This is a genomic window from Amycolatopsis sp. NPDC098790, from assembly GCF_044759945.1.
In the GTDB taxonomy this organism is placed as follows: Bacteria; Actinomycetota; Actinomycetes; order Mycobacteriales; family Pseudonocardiaceae; genus Amycolatopsis.
In genome coordinates this window covers 598,989-618,461 of the sequence record NZ_JBIWAI010000003.1, presented here as the reverse complement: position 1 = coordinate 618,461, position 19,473 = coordinate 598,989, and the positions used below count along the sequence as shown (strand labels likewise).

At 71.4% G+C, this 19,473-nt stretch carries 19 protein-coding genes and 1 pseudogene; 8 read left to right on the top strand and 12 right to left on the bottom strand.

Annotated elements, in window-relative coordinates:
- Positions 1-78 precede the first annotated feature (78 nt).
- The 3 genes from ACIQWX_RS28110 to ACIQWX_RS28100 form a co-directional block, all read right to left on the bottom strand.
- Positions 79-483 carry a DUF3040 domain-containing protein gene (locus tag ACIQWX_RS28110; protein ID WP_400877127.1) on the bottom strand — a complete coding sequence of 135 codons (405 nt, stop codon included), beginning with the start codon at positions 481-483 and terminating at the stop codon, positions 79-81.
- Positions 484-897: 414 nt separating this feature from the next.
- On the bottom strand, positions 898-2,112 hold the full coding sequence (dinB, locus tag ACIQWX_RS28105; protein ID WP_400877609.1) for a DNA polymerase IV: 1,215 nt from the start codon (positions 2,110-2,112) through the stop codon (positions 898-900).
- 106 nt (positions 2,113-2,218) lie between these two features.
- Positions 2,219-2,944 carry a methyltransferase domain-containing protein gene (locus ACIQWX_RS28100; RefSeq protein ID WP_400877125.1) on the bottom strand — a complete coding sequence of 242 codons (726 nt, stop codon included), beginning with the start codon at positions 2,942-2,944 and terminating at the stop codon, positions 2,219-2,221.
- A gap of 106 nt (positions 2,945-3,050) precedes the next feature.
- On the opposite strand from ACIQWX_RS28100, the gene ACIQWX_RS28095 reads away from it, so the two are divergent.
- From ACIQWX_RS28095 to ACIQWX_RS28075, 5 genes and pseudogenes are all read left to right on the top strand, one after another.
- Positions 3,051-3,944 (top strand): ParA family protein, encoded by an 894-nt coding sequence (locus ACIQWX_RS28095; protein ID WP_400877123.1) that lies wholly within the window; start codon positions 3,051-3,053, stop codon positions 3,942-3,944.
- A 3-nt stretch (positions 3,945-3,947) separates the two neighbouring features.
- Positions 3,948-4,757, top strand: a complete 810-nt coding sequence (locus ACIQWX_RS28090) for a DNA-formamidopyrimidine glycosylase family protein (RefSeq protein ID WP_400877121.1) — start codon at positions 3,948-3,950, stop codon at positions 4,755-4,757.
- 96 nt (positions 4,758-4,853) lie between these two features.
- Positions 4,854-5,014 (top strand): annotated as a pseudogene (locus tag ACIQWX_RS28085) (adenosine deaminase); the annotation flags it as partial.
- Between the two features lie 518 nt (positions 5,015-5,532).
- Positions 5,533-6,093: a GNAT family N-acetyltransferase gene (locus ACIQWX_RS28080; protein WP_400877119.1), complete on the top strand. Its 561-nt coding sequence runs from the start codon at positions 5,533-5,535 to the stop codon at positions 6,091-6,093.
- Positions 6,094-6,158: 65 nt separating this feature from the next.
- Positions 6,159-7,196 carry a quinone-dependent dihydroorotate dehydrogenase gene (locus ACIQWX_RS28075; RefSeq protein ID WP_400877117.1) on the top strand — a complete coding sequence of 346 codons (1,038 nt, stop codon included), beginning with the start codon at positions 6,159-6,161 and terminating at the stop codon, positions 7,194-7,196.
- On the opposite strand, the gene ACIQWX_RS28070 is transcribed toward ACIQWX_RS28075, so the two are convergent.
- The 7 genes from ACIQWX_RS28070 to rimO form a co-directional block, all read right to left on the bottom strand.
- A complete protein-coding gene (locus tag ACIQWX_RS28070) occupies positions 7,162-8,592 on the bottom strand; it encodes an amidase family protein (protein WP_400877116.1) in 1,431 nt (476 codons plus the stop codon). The genes ACIQWX_RS28075 and ACIQWX_RS28070 overlap by 35 nt on opposite strands.
- A 332-nt stretch (positions 8,593-8,924) precedes the next feature.
- On the bottom strand, positions 8,925-9,917 hold the full coding sequence (locus tag ACIQWX_RS28065; protein ID WP_400877114.1) for a hypothetical protein: 993 nt from the start codon (positions 9,915-9,917) through the stop codon (positions 8,925-8,927).
- Positions 9,918-9,946: 29 nt separating this feature from the next.
- Positions 9,947-10,792, bottom strand: coding sequence for a PspA/IM30 family protein (locus tag ACIQWX_RS28060; RefSeq protein WP_400877112.1), 846 nt, complete (start codon positions 10,790-10,792; stop codon positions 9,947-9,949).
- Positions 10,793-11,021: 229 nt separating this feature from the next.
- A complete protein-coding gene (locus ACIQWX_RS28055) occupies positions 11,022-11,480 on the bottom strand; it encodes a helix-turn-helix domain-containing protein (protein ID WP_400877110.1) in 459 nt (152 codons plus the stop codon).
- Between the two features lie 99 nt (positions 11,481-11,579).
- The gene (locus ACIQWX_RS28050) at positions 11,580-12,041 is read right to left on the bottom strand and encodes a CinA family protein (RefSeq protein WP_400877108.1); all 462 of its coding nucleotides are present in this window, start codon (positions 12,039-12,041) and stop codon (positions 11,580-11,582) included.
- 2 nt (positions 12,042-12,043) lie between these two features.
- Complete coding sequence (gene pgsA / locus ACIQWX_RS28045; RefSeq protein ID WP_400877106.1) at positions 12,044-12,685, bottom strand: CDP-diacylglycerol--glycerol-3-phosphate 3-phosphatidyltransferase; 642 nt, start codon at positions 12,683-12,685, stop codon at positions 12,044-12,046.
- A complete protein-coding gene (gene rimO, locus ACIQWX_RS28040) occupies positions 12,682-14,118 on the bottom strand; it encodes a 30S ribosomal protein S12 methylthiotransferase RimO (RefSeq protein WP_400877104.1) in 1,437 nt (478 codons plus the stop codon). The genes pgsA and rimO overlap by 4 nt, the downstream gene beginning before the upstream one ends.
- Before the next feature lie 83 nt (positions 14,119-14,201).
- Here rimO and ACIQWX_RS28035 point away from each other — a divergent pair, with 83 nt between their 5' ends.
- Both ACIQWX_RS28035 and ACIQWX_RS28030 read left to right on the top strand, forming a co-directional pair.
- Positions 14,202-14,705 carry an amino-acid N-acetyltransferase gene (locus tag ACIQWX_RS28035; RefSeq protein ID WP_400877608.1) on the top strand — a complete coding sequence of 168 codons (504 nt, stop codon included), beginning with the start codon at positions 14,202-14,204 and terminating at the stop codon, positions 14,703-14,705.
- Between the two features lie 116 nt (positions 14,706-14,821).
- Positions 14,822-15,256: a phospholipase gene (locus ACIQWX_RS28030; RefSeq protein ID WP_400877102.1), complete on the top strand. Its 435-nt coding sequence runs from the start codon at positions 14,822-14,824 to the stop codon at positions 15,254-15,256.
- Between the two features lie 3 nt (positions 15,257-15,259).
- Here ACIQWX_RS28030 and ACIQWX_RS28025 read toward each other — a convergent pair whose 3' ends face one another.
- Both ACIQWX_RS28025 and ACIQWX_RS28020 read right to left on the bottom strand, forming a co-directional pair.
- Positions 15,260-15,688, bottom strand: coding sequence for a hypothetical protein (locus tag ACIQWX_RS28025; RefSeq protein ID WP_400877100.1), 429 nt, complete (start codon positions 15,686-15,688; stop codon positions 15,260-15,262).
- 36 nt (positions 15,689-15,724) lie between these two features.
- Positions 15,725-18,214, bottom strand: a complete 2,490-nt coding sequence (locus ACIQWX_RS28020) for a DNA translocase FtsK (RefSeq protein WP_400877098.1) — start codon at positions 18,212-18,214, stop codon at positions 15,725-15,727.
- Positions 18,215-18,654: 440 nt separating this feature from the next.
- Here ACIQWX_RS28020 and ACIQWX_RS28015 point away from each other — a divergent pair, with 440 nt between their 5' ends.
- Positions 18,655-19,470, top strand: a complete 816-nt coding sequence (locus tag ACIQWX_RS28015; RefSeq protein WP_400877096.1) for a lysophospholipid acyltransferase family protein — start codon at positions 18,655-18,657, stop codon at positions 19,468-19,470.
- Positions 19,471-19,473 lie beyond the last annotated feature (3 nt).

The window sequence follows — 19,473 nt, the reverse complement described above, 5'->3', positions numbered from 1 at the left end:
GCGGGCGGGGCCGGCCACTTGAGCACACAAAAAGATCCGCGTCCCACACCGGGACGCGGATCTTTTGGTCTTGCGGCGCTACTGCTCCTCGAAGCGCTGGCGGAAGCGCTCTTCCATCCGCTGGGTGAACGAGCTCCGGCGGCCCGACTGCTTGGCCCCGCGAGATCCCGATCCACCGCCCTTGCCGTCCGTTTCGGCGCCGTGCCGAATCGATGTGACGGCCAACATGACCCCGAAGAACATCACGAGGAACCCGAGCACGCTGATCAGCGGGATGTCGGCCACCCGGAACTGCGGCACCACCACGCCCAGCACCAGCAGGGCCACGCCCACTACGAACAGGGCGATGCCCTGGATACGCCGTCGGCGAGCGGGGCGACGCAACCGGGTGCCACGCACCGTGGATGCGAACTTGGGGTCCTCGGCATAGAGCTCGCGCTCGATTTGATCGAGCAGCCGCTGCTCATGCTCGGAGAGTGGCATCTTTCCTCCTCCGGCACAGCTGTCGCGGGCGCCGGGCCGCGCAACGTCCTGGACCCAACAGCCAACCCCAGGCGGGGTGGCACTGTCCAGGATACGAGGCCCGCGCCCGGACGACTACCCGATCCCGCATCCAGAAGGGATCGAATTGGGCTAAATCCTTCCGGATCGGGGTTGCGGACGGTCACCGTCGCTGATTGTGACCGGTTGACGCGGTCGACGGCGATGTGGGGGATGGCCGACGGGGTGGGAGATCACGCGCTGTGCGCGGGTTGAGGTGGGATCGGTGTGAGGTGCGGTGGGACGCGGACTTGAGGGCCGGAAAAGGAGATCCGGCAGCGCGGAACGGCTGCGGCGCAGACCACCGGCTCGCCCCGCCCACCCTCTGCCCCCCACCCGCGAACCGGCCCGGCAGCCTCACCCCTCCCGCGGCGCCAGCAACGAAGCCGGCCGCACCGCCGCGGACCCGAACTTCGACCGCGCCACATCCGCGGCCACCTCGGCATCCCTCCACCGCGGCGCCGGGGACTCGAACACCAGCTGCTCCCCCGCCTCCCCGGTGTCCAACCCCTCCACGCGCACCCCGATCAACCGCACCGCACCCGTCGGCGCGTGCTCCGTGAGCAACGCCACCGCCACCGCGTGGATCTCGCGCGCCACGTCCGTCGCCGACACCAGCGTGCGGGCCCTCGTGATCGTCCTGAAGTCCGCGAACCGCACCTTGATCGACACCGTCCGCCCGCGGATCCCGCGCGCCCGCAAGGTCGCGCCAACCCGCTCCGACAGCCGTAGCAGCTCCAGACCCAACGCCCCTCGGTCGTGGCGGTCCACGTCGAACGTGTGCTCCGCGCCGATCGACTTCTCCGGGGAATCGACCACCACCGCGCGCTCGTCGACTCCGTGGGCGAGCCGGTACAGGTGCTCACCGGCCGCCACCCCCAGGGACTTCTTCAGCCGGTCCGGGGGAAACGCCGCCACGTCCGCGATCGTGTCCAGCCCCAGCCTGCGCAGGCTCTCCTCCGTGCGCGCGCCCACGCCCCACAGGGCCGACACCGGCAGCGGGTGCAGGAACGCCAGGGTCTCCGCCGCCGGCACCACCACCATGCCGTCCGGCTTCGCCATCCCCGACGCCAGCTTCGCGACGAACTTCACCTTCGCCACCCCGACCGAGCACGTGATCCCGTGCTCGGCCGCCACCCGGGAACGGACCTCCGCGCCCAGCGACGCCGGTGTCGCCCCCAAGCGCCGCAACGCGCCGCTGACGTCCAGGAACGCCTCGTCCAGGCTCAACGGCTCGACCAGCGGGGTCAGCTCGCGGAAGATCCCCATCACCCCACGGGAGACCTCGCTGTAGAGCCCGCCCGTCGGCGGGATGTTGACCAGGTGCGGGCACAGCCGCTTCGCCGTCGAGAACGGCATCGCCGAGCGCACGCCGAACTTGCGCGCCGGGTAGTTGGCCGCCGCCACGACCGCTCTCGGCCCGCCGCCGGACACCACCACCGGCTGGTCCGCCAGCTCGGGCCGGGTGCGCAGCTCCACCGACACGAAGAACGCGTCCATGTCGACGTGCAGCATCCCGCACCCGGTGTCGTCCGGCGCCGGCTCGCCCGGCCGCACCCGGAACCGGGCCATCCCGCCCGGCAGTTCAGCATTTCGCCCCACACCCCGGGACGCTACCGGGCACCACCGACAGTTTCGGACCACCCGCGAGCGAGACGGCCGAAACCCGCCGGAGGAGTCAGGCGAGCCGCGCGACGGCGTGCAGCCGGCCCGCGATGTCCCGCAGCGCCGGTGAGCCCGCGGCCGCCCGTTCGAACTCCGCCAGCTCGTCCTCGCGGACGTCGCCGGGCACCAGGTCGGAGATCACCCGGTCGCCCTGCAGCAGCGTGACGTCCAGGCCGGCCGTCTCCAGGTCGGCACGCAGGCCGGCCGCCGAGTAGCGGCGCAGCACCGTGTCGCCCGCGGCGACGCCGTCAGCGCTCTCCAGCAGCTGCCGCGCCTCCGCCACCCGGCCCGCCAGCGCGCGGTGCAGGACCGCCGCGTGCCGGTTCGCGACCAGCACCGACACCGCGCCGCCCGGGGCGACCGCCGTGGCCAGCGCGGTGAGCACCGCGGCCGGGTCGTCGACGATCTCCAGCAGCCCGTGCGCCAGCACCAGGTCGGCCGAGCCGGCCTCGACGTGCCGGCCCAGCGCGTCGGAGTCGTCCGCGACGACCGTGATCAGTTCGGAGACGCCCTCCTCCTCGGCGCGCCGCTGCAGCGTCGCGAGGGCGTTCGGGCTCGGCTCGACGACGGTCACCCGGCAGCCCGCCGCCGCGAACGGCACCGCCCAGCCGCCGCTGCCGCCGCCCACGTCGACGACGCGGGGGTGCTCGGCGCCCCGGGCGCGGGCGGCCTCGATCTCGGCCTCGAGCACCCGGCGGACGGCGCCCGAACCCCGGGCGGCCACGGTCTCCGTCTTCATGCCGCACAGGGTAGTGCCCGCTCCCGCCCGCCTCCCGGGCTCCTCCCTTCGAGTGAACGCCCCTAGCCCGGCGGCGCCCCGCGCGCACACCCGTAGGCTGGTGAACGTGCACACGGTCGCCGTACTCAGCCTCAAGGGAGGCGTCGGCAAGACGACGGTCGCCCTCGGTATCGCGTCCGCCGCCCTGCGTAGGGGCACCCGGACGCTGGTCGTGGACCTCGACCCGCAGGGCAACGCCACGACCTCGCTCGACCCGCCGTACACCGACGCGACCCTCGCCGACGTGCTGGAAAACCCCACCCGGGCGATGCTCGAACGCGCGATCGCGCCGAGCGTCTGGAGCGAGGACGTCGACGTCCTCGTCGGCGCCGAAGAGCTGGAAATGCTCAACGACCCCGACGCCGACCCCGAGCGCCTCGCGAACTTCTCCCGCGCGCTCGACGAGCTGCACCGCGAGCCGCTGCGCGAAACGCCGTACGAGCTGGTGATCCTGGACTGCCCGCCGTCGCTGGGCCGTCTCACGAAGTCCGCGCTGGTCGGCGCGGACAGCGCGTTGATCGTCACCGAGCCGACGATGTACGCCGTCGCCGGCGCGCACCGGGCCCTCGAAGCGATCGAGAAGATCCGCAAGGAGCTCAACCCGGACCTGCGCCCGATCGGCGTCCTGGTCAACAAGCTGCGCGTGCGGTCCTACGAGCACCAGTTCCGGATCGCCGAGCTGCGCGAGAACTTCGGTTCCCTGGTGATGCCGACGGCGATCACCGACCGGCTGGCCGTGCAGCAGGCCCAGGGCGCGTGCAGCCCGATCCACGAGTGGCACTCGCCGGGCGCGCAGGAGATCGCGCTGACGTTCAACATGGTGCTGGCGAAGATCCTGCGCTCCAACCGGGCCGGCCGGCACCGCATCGCCGGCGAGGAGCCCGAAGGCCCGGACTGGCCCGAGGGCCCCGCGCCCGAGACGCCCGAGGCCCCGGCCGAGGTGTCCGAATCCGCGGGGTGAGCCGTGCCCGAAGGTGACACCGTCTACCTCGTCGGAAAGCGCTTCGACCGGGCACTGGCGGGCAAGACGCTGCTGCGAGGCGAGTTCCGCGTGCCGCAACTGGCCACTGTGGACCTCGCCGGGCGCGAGGTGCTCGGCGTCGGGACGGTCGGCAAGCACCTGTTCACCCGCTTCTCCGGCGACCTGACGCTGCACTCGCACCTGATGATGGACGGCATGTGGGACGTCTACCCGGCCGGCGCGAAGTGGCGCCGCCCCGGGCACCACGCCCGCGTGATCTTCACCGCGGCCGACACCCAGGTGATCGGCTTCCGCGTGCACGACCTCAAACTCGTGGCCACGTCGAAGGAAACCGACCTGGTCGGCCACCTCGGCCCGGACCTGCTCGATCCACAGTGGACCGAAGCGCACGCGGACCTCGCGATCGCGAACTTCACCGCCAAGCCGGAACGCGAACTCGGGCTCGCGCTGCTCGACCAGCGGGTGATGGCCGGCGTCGGGAACCTCTACAAGTGCGAAATCGCTTTCCTGCTGGGCGTCACGCCGTGGACGCCGGTGTCCGAAGTGGACGCCGGCCGCACGGTCGCGCTCGCCAGGAAGCTGCTGCTGGCCAACGCCCGCTCCGGCCGCTTCGACCAGAGCACCACCGGCCACCTCGACCGCAACCGCAAGAACTGGGTCTACGAGCGCACCCGCCAGGGCTGCTTCCGCTGCGGCGGCAAGCTCCTGGTGCGCACGCAGGGCCACGACGTCCGGCGCCGGCCGACGTGGTTCTGCCCGAAGGACCAGCACGGGCCCTATCCGCCGCAGTAAGCCGGCCCGGTGACGACGTTCAAGCTCCCGCTCCACGGGGCCGACACCGAACCCGGCGACCTCGCTCCCTGAGTCGCACCCGCTTCCCGTCACCGGGCCGGGCGGGAAACGCTCGTGTTCGCGCTGCGCGAACGTCCCGAAGGCCTGGTGTCCTTCGGCTTGGCGGCCCCGAACCCGGCGTCGGACGCGCGCGGTTCGAGCTGTACTTCACCCGGGCCAGGGAAGCCGGGCTGCACAGCGTCGCCGAGACGCTGGGGCTGACGGCGCACGAACTGGTGCGGCCGGCGGAGAACGCCGTCGACGCGTCCTTCCTCGACGACCGGCGGAAAGCCCTCCTGCGGACCGAGATCACAGAAATGACGTTGCCGGACACCGGGATCTTCGCCTAGCGTGGAAGTACACAAGAGAGGAGGTGGTCCTAAGTTGTATTCCAACAGGACTTGTGAGGTGGCTGTCCGCTAGCGGATGGCACGTGGAGGACTTTGAGCAGCGTTACAGCTGAGCCACCTTCGGCTCATCGCCTGCTCCACGTGATGCCTGATAGCGAATACCAGGCAGTCACCGTGCCCCCGGGGTTTCCGAGCACCAGTCCGGCTCGGGCTCGACCGTTTGACGGCGTTCGAGAGACACCCCGGGGGTTCCTTCATGCGCTCATTTGTGCAGGTCAGCCCGCCGGTCGTCGGGGAACGACCGCCCGCCGATCCGACCGGCCGGTTTGTCGACTGCGTTGTCTCGTTCTGTCCCCCGGACGGCTGAAGCTCGCTAGCCTGGACGCATGCTCAGGCCCGACTACCCGATCACCACGGATCGGCTGCTCCTGCGCCCGTTCACGCCCGACGACCTCGACGCGCTGAACTCCTTCCAGTCCCGTGCCGACGTCGCCCGCTACCTCTACTGGGGTCCGCGCAGCCGCGCCGAATCGGCCGCCGCGCTCGCGAAACGGGTGCACAGCTCGACGTTGACGAAGGAAGGGCAGTTCCTGGCCGTCGCGGTCGAGCTGGCTTCGACCGGGCAGCTGATCGGCGACCTGAACCTCGAGTGGCTCAGCAGCGAGCACCGGCAGGGCGAGATCGGGTTCGTCTTCCACCCGGACCACCACGGCAAGGGCCTGGCCGCCGAGGCGACGACCGAGCTGCTGCGGCTCGGCTTCGAGGACCTGGGGCTGCACCGCATCATCGGCCGGTGCGACGGCCGCAACGAAGCCTCCGCCGCGTTGATGGAACGCCTCGGGATGCGCCGCGAAGCGCACCTGAAGGAGAACGAGATCGTCAAGGGCGAGTGGACGGACGAGCTGATCTACGCGATGCTCGAAGACGAGTGGAAAGACCGTGACTAGTGGTCGCTTTCACGTGAAAGCGACGCTCGGGTAGCGGACTGCCGGCGGTTTGGCAGCATGGGGGCGTGCTCTTCGACAAGATCGTCCGCCCGGCGCTGTACCGGCTGTCCTACCACGACCCCGAGCTGGTGCACGAGCGCACGATCGGCGTCCTGGCCCGGCTCGGGAAGGTCGCGCCCCGCGGCGCCTTCCGCGTCGACGACCCGGTCGACGTCCTCGGCCTGCGGTTCCCCAACCGCGTCGGCCTGGCCGCCGGGATGGACAAGAACGGGCGCGCGCTGCCCGCGTGGGCCGCGCTCGGGTTCGGGTTCGTCGAAGTCGGCACCGTGACGCGGCTGGCGCAGCCGGGCAACCCGAAGCCGCGGCTGTTCACCCTCCCCGCCAGCGACGCGATCATCAACCGGATGGGCTTCAACAACGACGGCGCCGAAGCGCTCGCCGCCAAGCTCGCGCGCGGCGGGAAACCCGGCGTGCCGCTCGGGGTCAGCATCGGGAAGTCGAAGGTCACGCCCCTCGACGAGGCCGTCGAGGACTACCGCTTCTCCCTGCGTGCGCTGCACTCGTACGCCGACTACTTCGCGATCAACGTCAGCTCGCCCAACACGCCGGGGCTGCGACAGCTGCAGGACCGCGCCGCGCTCGCCGAGCTGCTCGGCGAGCTGCGCACGACGTCCGTCGAACTCGCCGGCGGGCGCACCCCGACGCCGGTGCTCGTCAAGGTCGCGCCGGACCTGACCGACGACGCCCTCGCCGAGCTCCTGGAGGTCGCGCTCGAGCACGGCGTCGCCGGGATCATCGCCACCAACACCACGCTGTCGCGCGACGGCATCGCGCCGTCGGAGAGCAGCCTGGCCGGGCAGGGGGGAGGCCTGTCCGGCCGGCCGCTGACCGCCCGCGCGGCGCAGGTCGTGCGGTTCGTGCACGACCACACCGGCGGGAGCCTGCCGATCATCGGCGTCGGCGGGATCACCGGCCCGGACGACGCCGTCCGGCTGGTGGACGCGGGGGCGTCGCTCGTGCAGCTCTACACCGGGTTCGCGCTGCACGGCCCGGGCCTGGTGCGCCGGGTCAGCCGGGGCCTCGCAGCCCGGCCGTCGAGGTGAACCGGACGTACCCGCGCCAGGACTCGTAGCGGTCCAGACCAGGTCCTTCGGCCGTCAGGCACCGGACGGCCAGGGGCGCGGTGCCGTCGTCCAGCAGGACGCGGTCGAGCACGAAGGGCTCTTTCAGCGTGGCCGCGAACCGCTCGAACGCGGCCGGGGACAGGCGCCAGCGTTCGCCGTCGAGGGTGGTGGCGCCTTCGAGGACGCCCGGCTGCGGGGGTTCGGTGTCCAGGAGCACCATCCGGTAGCCCTCGGTGGTCCGGACCGGTCCAGTGAACCGGGCGCCGAGCGCGGTGAGGTCGGCGTTGAGCGGCTGGCCGCGCAGGTGCGCGCCGAACACGACGACGTCCTCGCCCGGCTCCGGGTAGGGCGTCATGGGCTCGTCCGTGCAGACGGTCGCGAGGTCCAGGCCGATCTGGTCCTCGAACGCCCGCGTCAGGAACGTGACGCCGAAGGGGCGCTTGTCCCCCGGCAGCACCGGGACGGTGACCGTCGCCAGGTCGAGGAGGTTCGCGAACGCCGTGCAGGCGGCCAGGCGGTGCCGCACGCCGGCCGGGTCGGCCAGGGCTTCGACCAGGTCCGGGTGGTCCGGCACGGTGGGCAGCAGGAGCGCGTCTCCGAAGTCGTGCTCGCCGAGGACGATCGGGGTCAGGACGGCGCCGGCCGCCGTCAGCCGCTTCACGACGGCGTCGAACGCCATCGCCGCGGCGGCGCTCAACGGCAGGTTCTTCGGGTAGGCGATGCGCGGGTGCTCGCCGGCGCCGAGGCGGACGTCGGCGGGCCAGGTGCGCGTCGGGGAGACGCCGTCCGGGCCCGTCATCAGGGCGAGCGCGCGGCGGGCGGCGATCAGCCCGGTCGCGTACACCGAGACGGCGTCGGCCGAGCGGACGCCGGTCATCGGCAGCAGGCCGCGGGTCGGCTTGAGCGCGACGACGGCGTTCAGCGCGGCCGGGACCGCGCCCGCCGTGCTCAGGGCGAGGTCGACGATCCCGAGCGCGACGGCGACCGCCGCCCCGCGGCCGCCGGCCTTGGTGGGTTCCCAGGCCGAGGCCACGGTTCCGGCGCCGGTCTTGCCGAGCACGACGGCGCCGGCCGCGGTGAGCCGGGAGACGATCGTGGCGCTGGTTTCGGGGACCGAGCGGCCGGACGGCTGCCCGGCGACGTCGATCAGCTCCGGCACGGCGAAGACGGTGCCCGCGAGCGGCAGGTCCTCCCCCGCCTTGACGCGCTCGTCGACGGCCTTCGCGTCGACGAGGACGTCCTCGACCGCGCGGAGGGTGGACCAGAGGTCGGGACGGTCGGCTTCGGTGATGCGTTCGAAGGCCGCGATGACGCGGTGGGAGGCGGTGGGCGGGGTGGCGGGGACGGGGTCCGGATCCGGCGGGAGCGTGTTCACGGGGCGTCCTTTCCTCGGCGGTCGAGAAAGTCCACTGTGTACGGTCGGCGCCGGCGAACCTCAGTCCACGGCGGGCCTCCCGGCGAGTGACACCTCTAACTGCATGACAGAAACGTTAGGTGGCTTACGTTTCCGTCGCCATCAGTTTCCGATTACGCGCGGGTTTCGGAGCCGGGAGGTGAACAGGGCGCGACGCCGGGGTGAAACGCACGATCACGCACGCCGGGTGACCAAGGTCCGGTTCGCCCGGTTGGGGGCACCCGAACGGCCGAGTTTGGAACCTCAAGCGGCGCAACGAAGGCCGGATTCGCGTGATCGGGGCCGGTTTGGCGTCAGGAAAGCTCGCGCAACGCCATCGCGAGGCCCGCGAGACGGTCAGTGGCGTCGGTGAGAGCCTGTTTGGACGTGACAAGCCCATCGCTCGAAGCGGCGACCGTGTGGCCGGCCGCGGCGACCAGCCCGCGGTAACCCTCCAGGCCGTCGTCCAGCTGTTCGCGGAGCTTGCCGACCGCCGCGTCCAGCGCCGCCTGCTCGCGGGCCGGCGCGGAGTTGCGGCCGCGTTCGATCGCCTGGATGCGGCCGGCGAGGCCGCGCAAGGCGGCCGCCGCTTCGGTCGCCGTCTGGCGGGCGTCCGCGACGGACACTTCGGACACCGGTGTCGTGCCCACCGAGGACGGTACCGAGAGCTGGCGCAGCAGCTCGCCCAGGGACGCTTCGCACTCCGCCAGCCGTTCCATCGGCTCGCGCGCGGCGGAGCCGGCGGGCGGCAGCGGCGGCGGACCGGCCGGGGCGGACGGCAGCGGGGTGTTCTTGAGTTCGCGGAGCTTGAGTCCGCTTCGGACGCCGAACGTCCCGAACACGACGGCGCCGGCGAACGCCGTGATCGCCTGCGGCATCATCGGGGCGCCGGTGGCGCTCATCCAGCCCATCCCGGCCGCCACGGTGAGGACGCCGCACAGGATCGTCAGCATGATCCACAACGTCATCGCGCGGGACGTCCGGCGCTTGCGGCGTTCGAGCTTCGCGGCCGGGTGGTTCCAGCGGTCCCACTTGGCGCGGGCCTCGGCGAACGCCGGCACCTGGTTCGCCATCGTCGAGAACGTCGCCGACACGTCGGGCCGGCGGACCGGCGGCCGCTGCAGCGGGTTCGGCCGGGGCCGCTGGGGTGCGGGCTTCCCGCCGGCCTGGTCGGCCGGCGGGAAGTACTTCTGCACCTTCTGGAGCTTCTCCTGGGCGCGCACGGCGTAGTCGGGCAGCTTTTCGATGTGCTTCTCCAGCTTCGCGCTGAACTCGCCGAAGTCGCGTCGTCTGCCCTGCTGCCCCATGCTCGCCCCCTTCGAAACGGCTACCCGCGTCAGGCCGGGTTCTTGCCCTGCTCGGCCTGCACGCGCGCCTGGATCTCGCGCTGGATGTCGGCCGAGCTGCTGGCCGGCTTCTGGGCCGCCGTCTTGCCGCCGTCGGTCACCTGGGCGACCGACTCGCCGCGCATCGACGAGCGGATCTGCTCGAGCCGCGAGTGGCCGGCCAGCTGCGTGGTGGAGGCCTGGACCTCCATCATGCGGCCCTGGACCGAGTTCTGGGCGAGCTCCGCCTGGCCGAGAGCCGTGGTGTAGCGCTTCTCGATCTTGTCGCGGACCTCTTCCAGCGACGGCGTGTTGCCCGGCGCGGCCAGCTGGCTCATCTGGTTCAGCGAAGCGGAGACCTGCTCCTGCATCTTCGCCTGCTCCAGCTGCGAGAGCAGCTTGGTGCGCTCGGCCAGCTTCTGCTGCAGCATCTGCGAGTTGCGCTCGACGGCCTGCTTCGCCTGGGCCGCGGCCTGCAGCGACTGGTCGTGCAGCGTCTTCAGGTCCTCGATGTTCTGCTCGGCCGTGACGAGCTGCGTGGCGAAGCTCTCCGCGGCGTTCTCGAACTCGACGGCCTTCTGCTCGTCACCCTTCGAGCGGGCCTCGTCCGCGAGGACGAGCGCCTGCCGGGTCGAGGCCTGCAGCTTCTCGACGTCGCCGAGTTGCCGGTTGAGCTTCATCTCCAGCTGGCGCTGGTTGCCGATCACGGAGGCGGCCTGCTGCGTCAGCGCCTGGTGGTTGCGCTGCGCCTCCTCGATGGCCTGCTGGATCTGTACCTTCGGGTCGGCGTGCTCGTCGATCTTCGACGAGAACGCCGCCATCATGTACTTCCAGAACTTCACGAACGGGTTGGCCATCTCCTCCGCCTGCCTTCTTGCGTCCCACGGGCCTAGGTACTCGGGGTGGGGCGTCACTCCCCTGCATCTGCAACGCTCCGACCCCGGCGTTGGGTTCCATCGTGTCAGGTCGGCCACGTCCGTTCCAGGCGACCCGGCGGAATTCAGGGATCGCCCTGATCACCCCGAGTAGGCAACGCGAACGGCCCCGGGCGGGTTGCCCGGGGCCGTCGTCGTGTCCGACCTGTGATTATGCGGCGATGGTCGAGGCCAGCTTCGGCTGCCCGATCGTCGTCCGCAACGTCGTGTTCATCCTCGGCGCCGGGGAAACCCGCAGGTCGGCGAGGTCGTTGCCGATCAGCTCGGACATCAGGCGACCGCCTTCGATGCCGGCCGCCGAGGCCTCGGCGCCCCGCTTCTCCCGGGGCGCGCCTTCCACGATCCGCTCGTCGACCGGTGCGACCTCGACGTTGTCGAGGGCCGAAACGTCCGCCGCCACCTTGTGCAGCAGCTCGCCGAGCGGAAGGTCCAGGGCCTGGCAAATCGACGCGAGCAGCTCGCTCGACGCCTCCTTCTGGCCCCGCTCCACCTCAGAGAGGTAGCCGAGGCTGACCCTGGCGGCGCGGGAGATGTCGCGCAGCGTACGACGCTGGTTGGTGCGGGCATGACGGAGCCGATCACCGATCGCCTCACGCAACAGCACGGTCATCACGCGCCTCCCTTCCGTACAAGTACCCCCTACGTTACCCAGAGCGGCGCCCCGGGCGCAGGAGTTGGTGTGCCCGTACGCCAAGGGCGAACGCCCGTTTCACGTCAGATGTTCCCCGAGCAGGGCAAACGCGGCCTGGACCGATCGGGTCCTGATCAAGTCCCGATCACCGCTCAACGCCAGCGTACGGACTGTACGTGTTCCCGGCCCGGCGAGCCCGACGTGCACGGTGCCTGGTTCCACGCCGTCCTGGGGAGACGGCCCCGCCACGCCGGTGAGGCCCAGGCCCCAGGTCGCCCCGCACCGGTCGCGCGCGCCCTCGGCGAGCTGCGCGGCGACCTCGGGGTGGACGGCGCCGTGCTCGGCCAGCAGCTCCGCGTCGACGCCGGCCAGCGCGCTCTTCAGCTCGGTGGCGTAGACGACCAGCCCGCCGCGCAGGACCGCGCTCGCGCCCGGCACCGTCGCGAGCGTCGCGCAGACGAGCCCGGCGGTCAGCGACTCGGCGGCGGCCACGGTCTCGCCCCGCGCGGTCAGGGCCGCGACCAGGGCCTTCTCGTCCACGCTCAGCTCCCGGTGACCCGGCGCCCGGCCGCGCGCAGCCGCACGGCCCGGACCAGGTAGTCGACGCCGGTCACCACGGTCAGCACCAGGGCCAGGCCCATCAGCGCCCACCGGACCGGGTCCGCGCCCGCGGGCAGCGGCAGCAGGTACGCCACGATCGCGGCGATCTGCGCCATCGTCTTGGCCTTGCCGCCGCGGCTGGCCGGGATCACGCCGTGCCGGATCACCCAGAAGCGCAGCAGCGTGACGCCGATCTCGCGGACGGCGATGACGATCGTGACCCACCAGCCCAGCTCGCCCAGAATGCTCAAGCCCACCAGCGCGGCGCCGGTCAGCGCCTTGTCCGCGATCGGGTCGGCGATCTTGCCGAAGTCGGTGATCAGGCCGTACTTGCGGGCCACCCAGCCGTCGAGCTGGTCGGTGAAGGAGGCGACGGCGAACAGGCCGGTGGCGATCGCGCGCCAGGTGGTGTCGTGGCCGTCGCCGGTGAACAGCGCGACGACGAACAGCGGGACCAGGACCAGCCGGGACAGCGTCAGCAGGTTGGCGATGTTGAGCGTCGGGACCGGCGTGGCGACCGGCACCTGGGCGGGGCCGTCGTGGGCCGTGCCCTCGTCGGCGGCGTCGCTGGGGAGCGCACTCACCGGTCGGCGTCCGGTACCGCGCGGACGATCAGGTCCACGCCCGCCGAGTCCACGACCTCGCAGCGGAGGAAATCACCCACCTGGGTCTTCTCGGGCGCGTCGAGGATGACGCACTCGCCGTCGACCTCCGGGGCCTGGTGCGCGGCGCGGCCGGTGACCTCGCCGTCGTCGTCCAGCTCGACCAGCACGTCGACGAAGGTGCCGATCCGGTCTTCGGCGCGCTGCGCGGTCAGCTCCTCGACCAGCGCGGAGATCCGCGTGACGCGCTTGGCCACCTCTTCGGCGTCGAGCTTGCCGTCGAAGGTCTCGGCCTCGGTGCCGTCCTCGTCGGAGTAGCCGAAGACGCCGACCGCGTCGAGGCGCGCGCCCGTCAGGAACCGTTCCAGCTCGCTGAGGTCGTGCTCGGTCTCGCCGGGGAAGCCGACGATGACGTTGGTGCGGATGCCCGCCTCCGGCGCGTATTCGCGGATCTGCTCGCACAGCGCCAGGAACGAGTCCGTCGAGCCGAACCGGCGCATCCGGCGCAGCACCTGCTCGCTGGAGTGCTGGAAGGACAGGTCGAAGTACTCGGCGACGCCCGGCGTGGTCGCGATGGCCTTGACCAGCTGCGGGCGCGTCTCGGCCGGCTGCAGGTAGGAGACGCGGACGCGCTCGATGCCGTCGATCTCCGCCAGCCGCGGCAGCAGCCGCTCCAGCGCGGTGGCGCCGTCGCGGCCGAAGTCCTTGCCGTAGGACGTCGAGTTCTCGCTGACCAGGAACAGCTCCTTGACGCCGTGCTCGGCCAGCCACATCGCTTCGGCGACGACCTCGTCGGGCTGCCGGGAGACGAACGAGCCGCGGAACGACGGGATCGCGCAGAACGAGCAGCGCCGGTCGCAGCCGGACGCGATCTTCAGCGCCGCCACCGGCGCGTCGTCGAGGCGCGTGCGCAGCACCCGCGGGCCCCAGCCGTGCTGCGCGTGGCCCGGGACCTCGACGTTCTCCGCGGCGGCGGGCCGCTGGACCGGGCTGATCGGCAGCAGCTTGCGCCGGTCGCCGGGGGTGTGCGAGGCGACCTTGCGGCCCGCGACGACGTCGTCGAGCCGGTCAGAGAGCTCCGCGTAGTGGTCGAAGCCCAAGACGGCGTCGGCCTCGGGGAGGCTGTCGGCGAGCTCGTGGCCGTAGCGCTCGGCCATGCAGCCGACCGCGACGACCTTCTTGCCGGTGTCGGACGCCGCGAGCAGCGTGTCGACCGAGTCCTTCTTGGCCGACTCGACGAAGCCGCAGGTGTTGACCACCACGACGTCGGAGTCCTCGGGATCGGCCGCCAGCTCCCAGCCGCCGGCCGCCAGCCGGCCCGCCAGCTCCTCCGAGTCGACCTCGTTGCGGGCGCAGCCCAGGGTCAGCAGGGAGACGCGTCGGGTGGCGGCAGGGTCAACGGCAGGAGAAGGCACGACGTTCAGGGTAGCCGCCGGTCCCGGCCGGTTGACGACGGCGTAGCCCGGTCGTGCCCGGCGGTGTGGCAGTGTTGACGATCGTGCCGTCCGCCTCCCCCGCCGTCCGCCGCGCGCGGATCGCCGACGTCCGCAAGATCAAGGCCCTGGTCGACTCCGACGCCGGCCGCGTCCTCCTCGAGAAGGACCTGGTCACGCTGTACGAAGCGGTCCAGGAGTTCTGGGTCGCCGAGGTGGACGGCGAGGTCGTCGGCGCGGCCGCGCTGCACGTGCTCTGGGAGGACATCGCCGAGCTGCGGACCGTGGTGGTCGACAAGGCCGCCCGCGGCCAGGGCGTCGGGCGCGTGCTGGTCGCCCGGCTGGTGGACGAGGCACGTGAGCTGGGTCTCAGGCGGCTGTTCGTGCTGACCTTCGAGACGAGCTTCTTCCAGGGCCACGGCTTCGTGGAGATCCAGGGCACCCCGGTGTCGCACGAGGTGTACGAGGAGATGCGGCGCTCGCACGACACCGGCGTCGCCGAGTTCCTCGACCTGCCCTACGTCAAGCCGAACACGCTGGGCAACTCGCGAATGCTGCTCGAACTCTGAGCACCCCTAAGTCTGAACGTTTCCCCTTAACCTCCTTCCGGGCGGTGACGCGCGCCACCCGGATGTTTCAGGATGAGCTGGTCAATTCCTCACCTGATCAGCAAGGAACGCACAAGATGCGCACGACTCTGCGGAACCTGGGGGCCACCATCGCGGTGGCCGCGACTGTCGGCGGGGGTGCCCTGCTGGGCGCCGGCACGGCGGCGGCGGTCGACATCCCGACCGTGACCGACCAGTACCTCTTCAGCACCTCGCTCTCGAACTTCGAGACGATCCGCGGCCAGGCGCCGTACAACGGCCAGCTCGACTGGTCCTCCGACGGCTGCTCGTGGGCCCCGGACAACCCGTTCGGCTGGAAGTTCCTCCCGGGCTGCCACCGGCACGACTTCGGGTACCGCAACTACAAGAAGCAGGGCCGGTTCACCGAGGCGAACCGCCTGAAGATCGACGACAACCTGTACTCCGACCTGAAGAACGTCTGCGGCTCGAACGTCGCCTGCAAGGGCGCGGCGTGGACGTACTACCAGGCGGTGCGCAAGTTCGGCGGCTGAGGCTCACCCGACCCGGATCGTGGCCTCCAGGCCGTCCTCGCTCACCGACACCAGCTCGACGCGGCTGGCGGCGAACGAGGTCGCCTGGGGGCCCGTCCGGGGCCCGCTGTGCAGCTCGGCCGTCGTGCTCTCGCCGCGGCCCGGCTCGCTCAGCAGGAACGCCAGCGTCGCCTCGCCCTGCCAGATGCACGTCATGTTCGGGCGGCAGCGGGAGTCCGACACGACCCGCAGGTACCGGACCGTCAGGTCCTTCCCCTGGATCGCGGCCTCCTGCCCGACGTGCAGGGTGACGTCACCCTGCGGCGCCGTGCTCACGGTCGAGGGCGCCGACGGCCGGGCCGGCACCGGCTGCCCGGCCGCGACCGAGCTCCCGGCGCCCACCGCGACGACGGCGATGGCGAACAGTCCGGCTGCGATGCGCTGCGGGTCCATGCGCTCAGGACGGAACGGGCCCACCGGCGGGTTGCACTATTCCTCGTCGGAGTCGGACGGCGACGGGTCGCCGCCGCGGATCAGGTACAGGACCGAGTCCAGCTCCTCCGGCTTGATCAGCACGTCGCGGGCCTTCGAACCCTCCGACGGGCCGACGATCCCGCGGCTCTCCAGCAGGTCCATCAGGCGCCCCGCCTTGGCGAACCCGACCCGCAGCTTGCGCTGCAGCATCGACGTCGAGCCGAACTGGGACGTCACGATCAGCTCCGCCGCCTGCAGCAGGACGTCGAGGTCGTCGCCGATGTCGGAGTCGATCTCCTTCTTCTCGCCTGCCTTCTGCGCGGTGACGCCGTCCTGGTAGTCCGGCTGCGCCTGCTCCTTGGCGTAGTTGACGACCGCGGCGATCTCTTCGTCTCCGACGAACGCGCCCTGGATGCGGACCGGCTTCCCGGCGCCCATCGGCAGGTAGAGCGCGTCGCCCATGCCGATCAGCTTCTCCGCGCCCGGCTGGTCGAGGATGACCCGCGAGTCGGTCAGCGACGACGTCGCGAAGGCCAGCCGCGAAGGCACGTTGGTCTTGATCAGGCCGGTGACGACGTCGACCGACGGCCGCTGCGTCGCCAGCACCAGGTGGATGCCCGCCGCGCGCGCCTTCTGGGTGATCCGGACGATCGCGTCCTCGACGTCGCGCGGCGCGGTCATCATCAGGTCGGCGAGCTCGTCGACGATCGCCATGATGTACGGGTACGGCCGGTATTCGCGCTCCGAGCCCGGCGGCGCGGTGATCTCGCCGGACTTCACCTTCTTGTTGTAGTCGTCGATGTGCCGGACCTTGTTGACCTGCATGTCCTGGTAGCGCTGCTCCATCTCCTCCACCAGCCAGGCCAGCGCGGCGGCGGCCTTCTTCGGCTGGGTGATGATGGGCGTGATCAGGTGCGGGATGCCCTCGTACGGCGTCAGCTCGACCATCTTCGGGTCGATCAGGATCATCCGGCACTCGTCCGGCGTCGAGCGCGCGAGCAGCGACACCAGCATCGAGTTGACGAAGCTCGACTTACCGGAACCGGTGGAACCGGCGACCAGGAGGTGCGGCATCTTCGTCAGGTTCGCGGTGACGAAGTGGCCCTCGATGTCCTTGCCGAGGCCGATCACCATCGGGTGGTTGTCCTTGACCGTGGACGGCGCCCGCAGGACGTCACCCAAGCGGACCATCTCGCGGTCGGAGTTCGGCACCTCGATGCCGACCGCGGACTTGCCGGGGATCGGCGCCAGCAGCCGGACGTTGTCGGTCGCGACGGCGTAGGCGATGTTCTTGGTCAGCGCGGTGATCTTCTCGACCTTCACGCCGGGGCCGAGCTCGACCTCGTAGCGCGTGACCGTCGGGCCGCGGGTGAAGCCGGTGACCTGCGCGTCGACGTTGAACTGCTCCAGGACGCCGGTGATCGCCTCGATCATGGCGTCGTTGGCCTTGCTGCGGGACTTCGGCGCGTCGCCGAGCTTCAGCAGGTCGGGCGGCGGGAGCTGGTAGTCGCCCTCGACGGTGCGGGTCACCGCGAGCGGCGGTTCCGGCGCCTTCTTCGGCTTCTTTTCCGGGATCTCCGCCGGCTTCGGCACGGCCTTGGGCGGCTTGATCGGCGTCGGCACCTCGGCCAGGGCGGCGTCGATGTCGAGCTGCTCGGGGTTGGCGTCGCTGGCCTGACGCCGGCGCGACGGCTTGCGCAGGCGCGCGGACTTCGGGTCGGCCTCGGTGACGGTGTCCTCGTCGGTGGCGAAGCCGGACTTCTGGTCCGCTTCGGCGATCTCCTCTTCGTCGAGGCCCCAGTTGCGCAGCCTGGTCGGGATCTCGCGCACCGGCGTGCCGGTGAAGACGAGCACGCCGAAGACGAGTGCCAGGATCAGGATCGGGACGGCGACCCAGGTGGTGACACCCATGGTGAGCAGGCCGCCGGAGAAGGCGCCGACGATGCCGCCGGCGTACATGCGGCCGTCGTTGGTGTCCGGGAGCGCGGTGAAGATGTGCAGCAGCCCGAGCACGGACAGGACGACCATGATCGTCCCGATGACCATCCGCGGCCGGGTTTCGGGGTGCGGCTCCGACCGCATGAGCGCGACGGCGACGACCACGAGGACCAGGGGCAGCGTCACGGCGCCGGCGCCGAGGACGGTCCGGGTCGCGATTTCGACTCCGGCCCCGATCGGCCCGGCGGCCCGCCACCAGACGCCGACGGCCGCGACGATCGCCAGGGCGATCAGGCCCAGCGCGACGCCGTCGCGGCGGTGTTCGGGTTCGAGTTCACGGGTGCGGCCGACCGTGCGGGCCAGGGTGCCGATGCCCTTGGCCAGGAGGTTCCAGGTGCCGCGGACGCCCTTGCCGAAGATCCCGGGGGTCTTGCGGCGGGGGGCTGGTTTGCGGGGGGCCGGTTTGCGGGCTGTTGGGCGGGACTTCGCCGGCGTACGCGGCTTACGCGCCGCTGACCCCTTCGCGCCGCTACTCGTGCTTCGCTTCCTCGTCGCCGACCCAGCCATGCCTTTTACGGTAACCGGCCGTGGGCGTTCGTCCCATGCGCCACTCTCGGCTCAGGGTGAACTTCTGCCTCACGACGGGGGTTGAGCGGCCGTCCGGGTGAACCCCTGCGGGTGGGCGGTGGGCGGAAAGACCAGTCGTTCTAGCTTAAGAAAGACCGGTCGTTCTGGCCTCGGAAAGACCAGTCGTTCTCCTTGGGGAACGACCGGTCATGACCGTTCCGGAACGACCAGTCGTTCTTGATCCGAAAAGACCGGTCGTTCTCGGCACGGCAAGACCGGTCGTTCTCTCCAGCCCAGACCGGTCGTTCTCGCGTTGCAACGACCGGTCGTTCTCCCCGACGGCGCGCGAACGGACCGTTCGCGCCCCCAAGCGGCCGCCCCCGAACCCGATCCGACGAGTGCGCATTCGGGTGAAATCGGCGTCTGCCATGCTCTGCCCCATGGTCGCGCTGCACTCCGACAACACCTCCCGCCGGGCCCCCGCCATCTGGCGGACCATGCTGAACATCGACCGCGGGCTGGTGAACCTGGTCGGCAAGCTGACCGTCACCGGCCGGATCCCCGCCCAGCTGCGCGGCAAGCCCCTGCTGATGACCGCCAACCACATCGGCGTCTTCGACGCGTTCGTGCTGATGGCGGCGTGCAAGCGGATCGGCATCAACCCGCGGTTCATGCTGGCGGGCGGCATCCTGGACGCCCCCGTCATCGGCCCGGCGCTACGCGTCAGCGGCCACCTGCGCGTCGACCGCAAGAACGCCGGCACGGCCGTCGGGCAGTTCGCCGAGGCCGTCGAGGCGCTGAAAACCACGCGCGAACCGATCATCGTCTACCCGGAGGGCCGGATCAGCCACGACCCCGGCCTGTGGCCCGAGCGCGGCAAGACCGGCGCGGCCCGGCTGGCCCTCGCCTCGGGCGTGCCCGTGATCCCGATCAGTCAGTGGGGCGCGCACGAAGCCGTCTACTGGGGCACCGAGACCGTCAACGGCCCGGCCGACCTCGTCCCGCTCGCCCGGTCCGGGCTCAGCGCTCCCCTGCGCCGGCCGAAGTTCCGGGTGCACTTCGGCGACCCCGTCGACCTGTCGGACGTCGAGCCGGAGCGCCCGGGCGCCGGCGTGCGCGCGCACGCGAAGGTCATGCAGGCGATCACCGACGGTCTCGTCCCGCTGCGCGCGGCCGAGCCGGACCGCCCGCGCTTCCACGACCCGACGCGCCCGACCGACACCGTCAGCCCGTGGAAGCCGAAGCCCGGATCCTGAGCG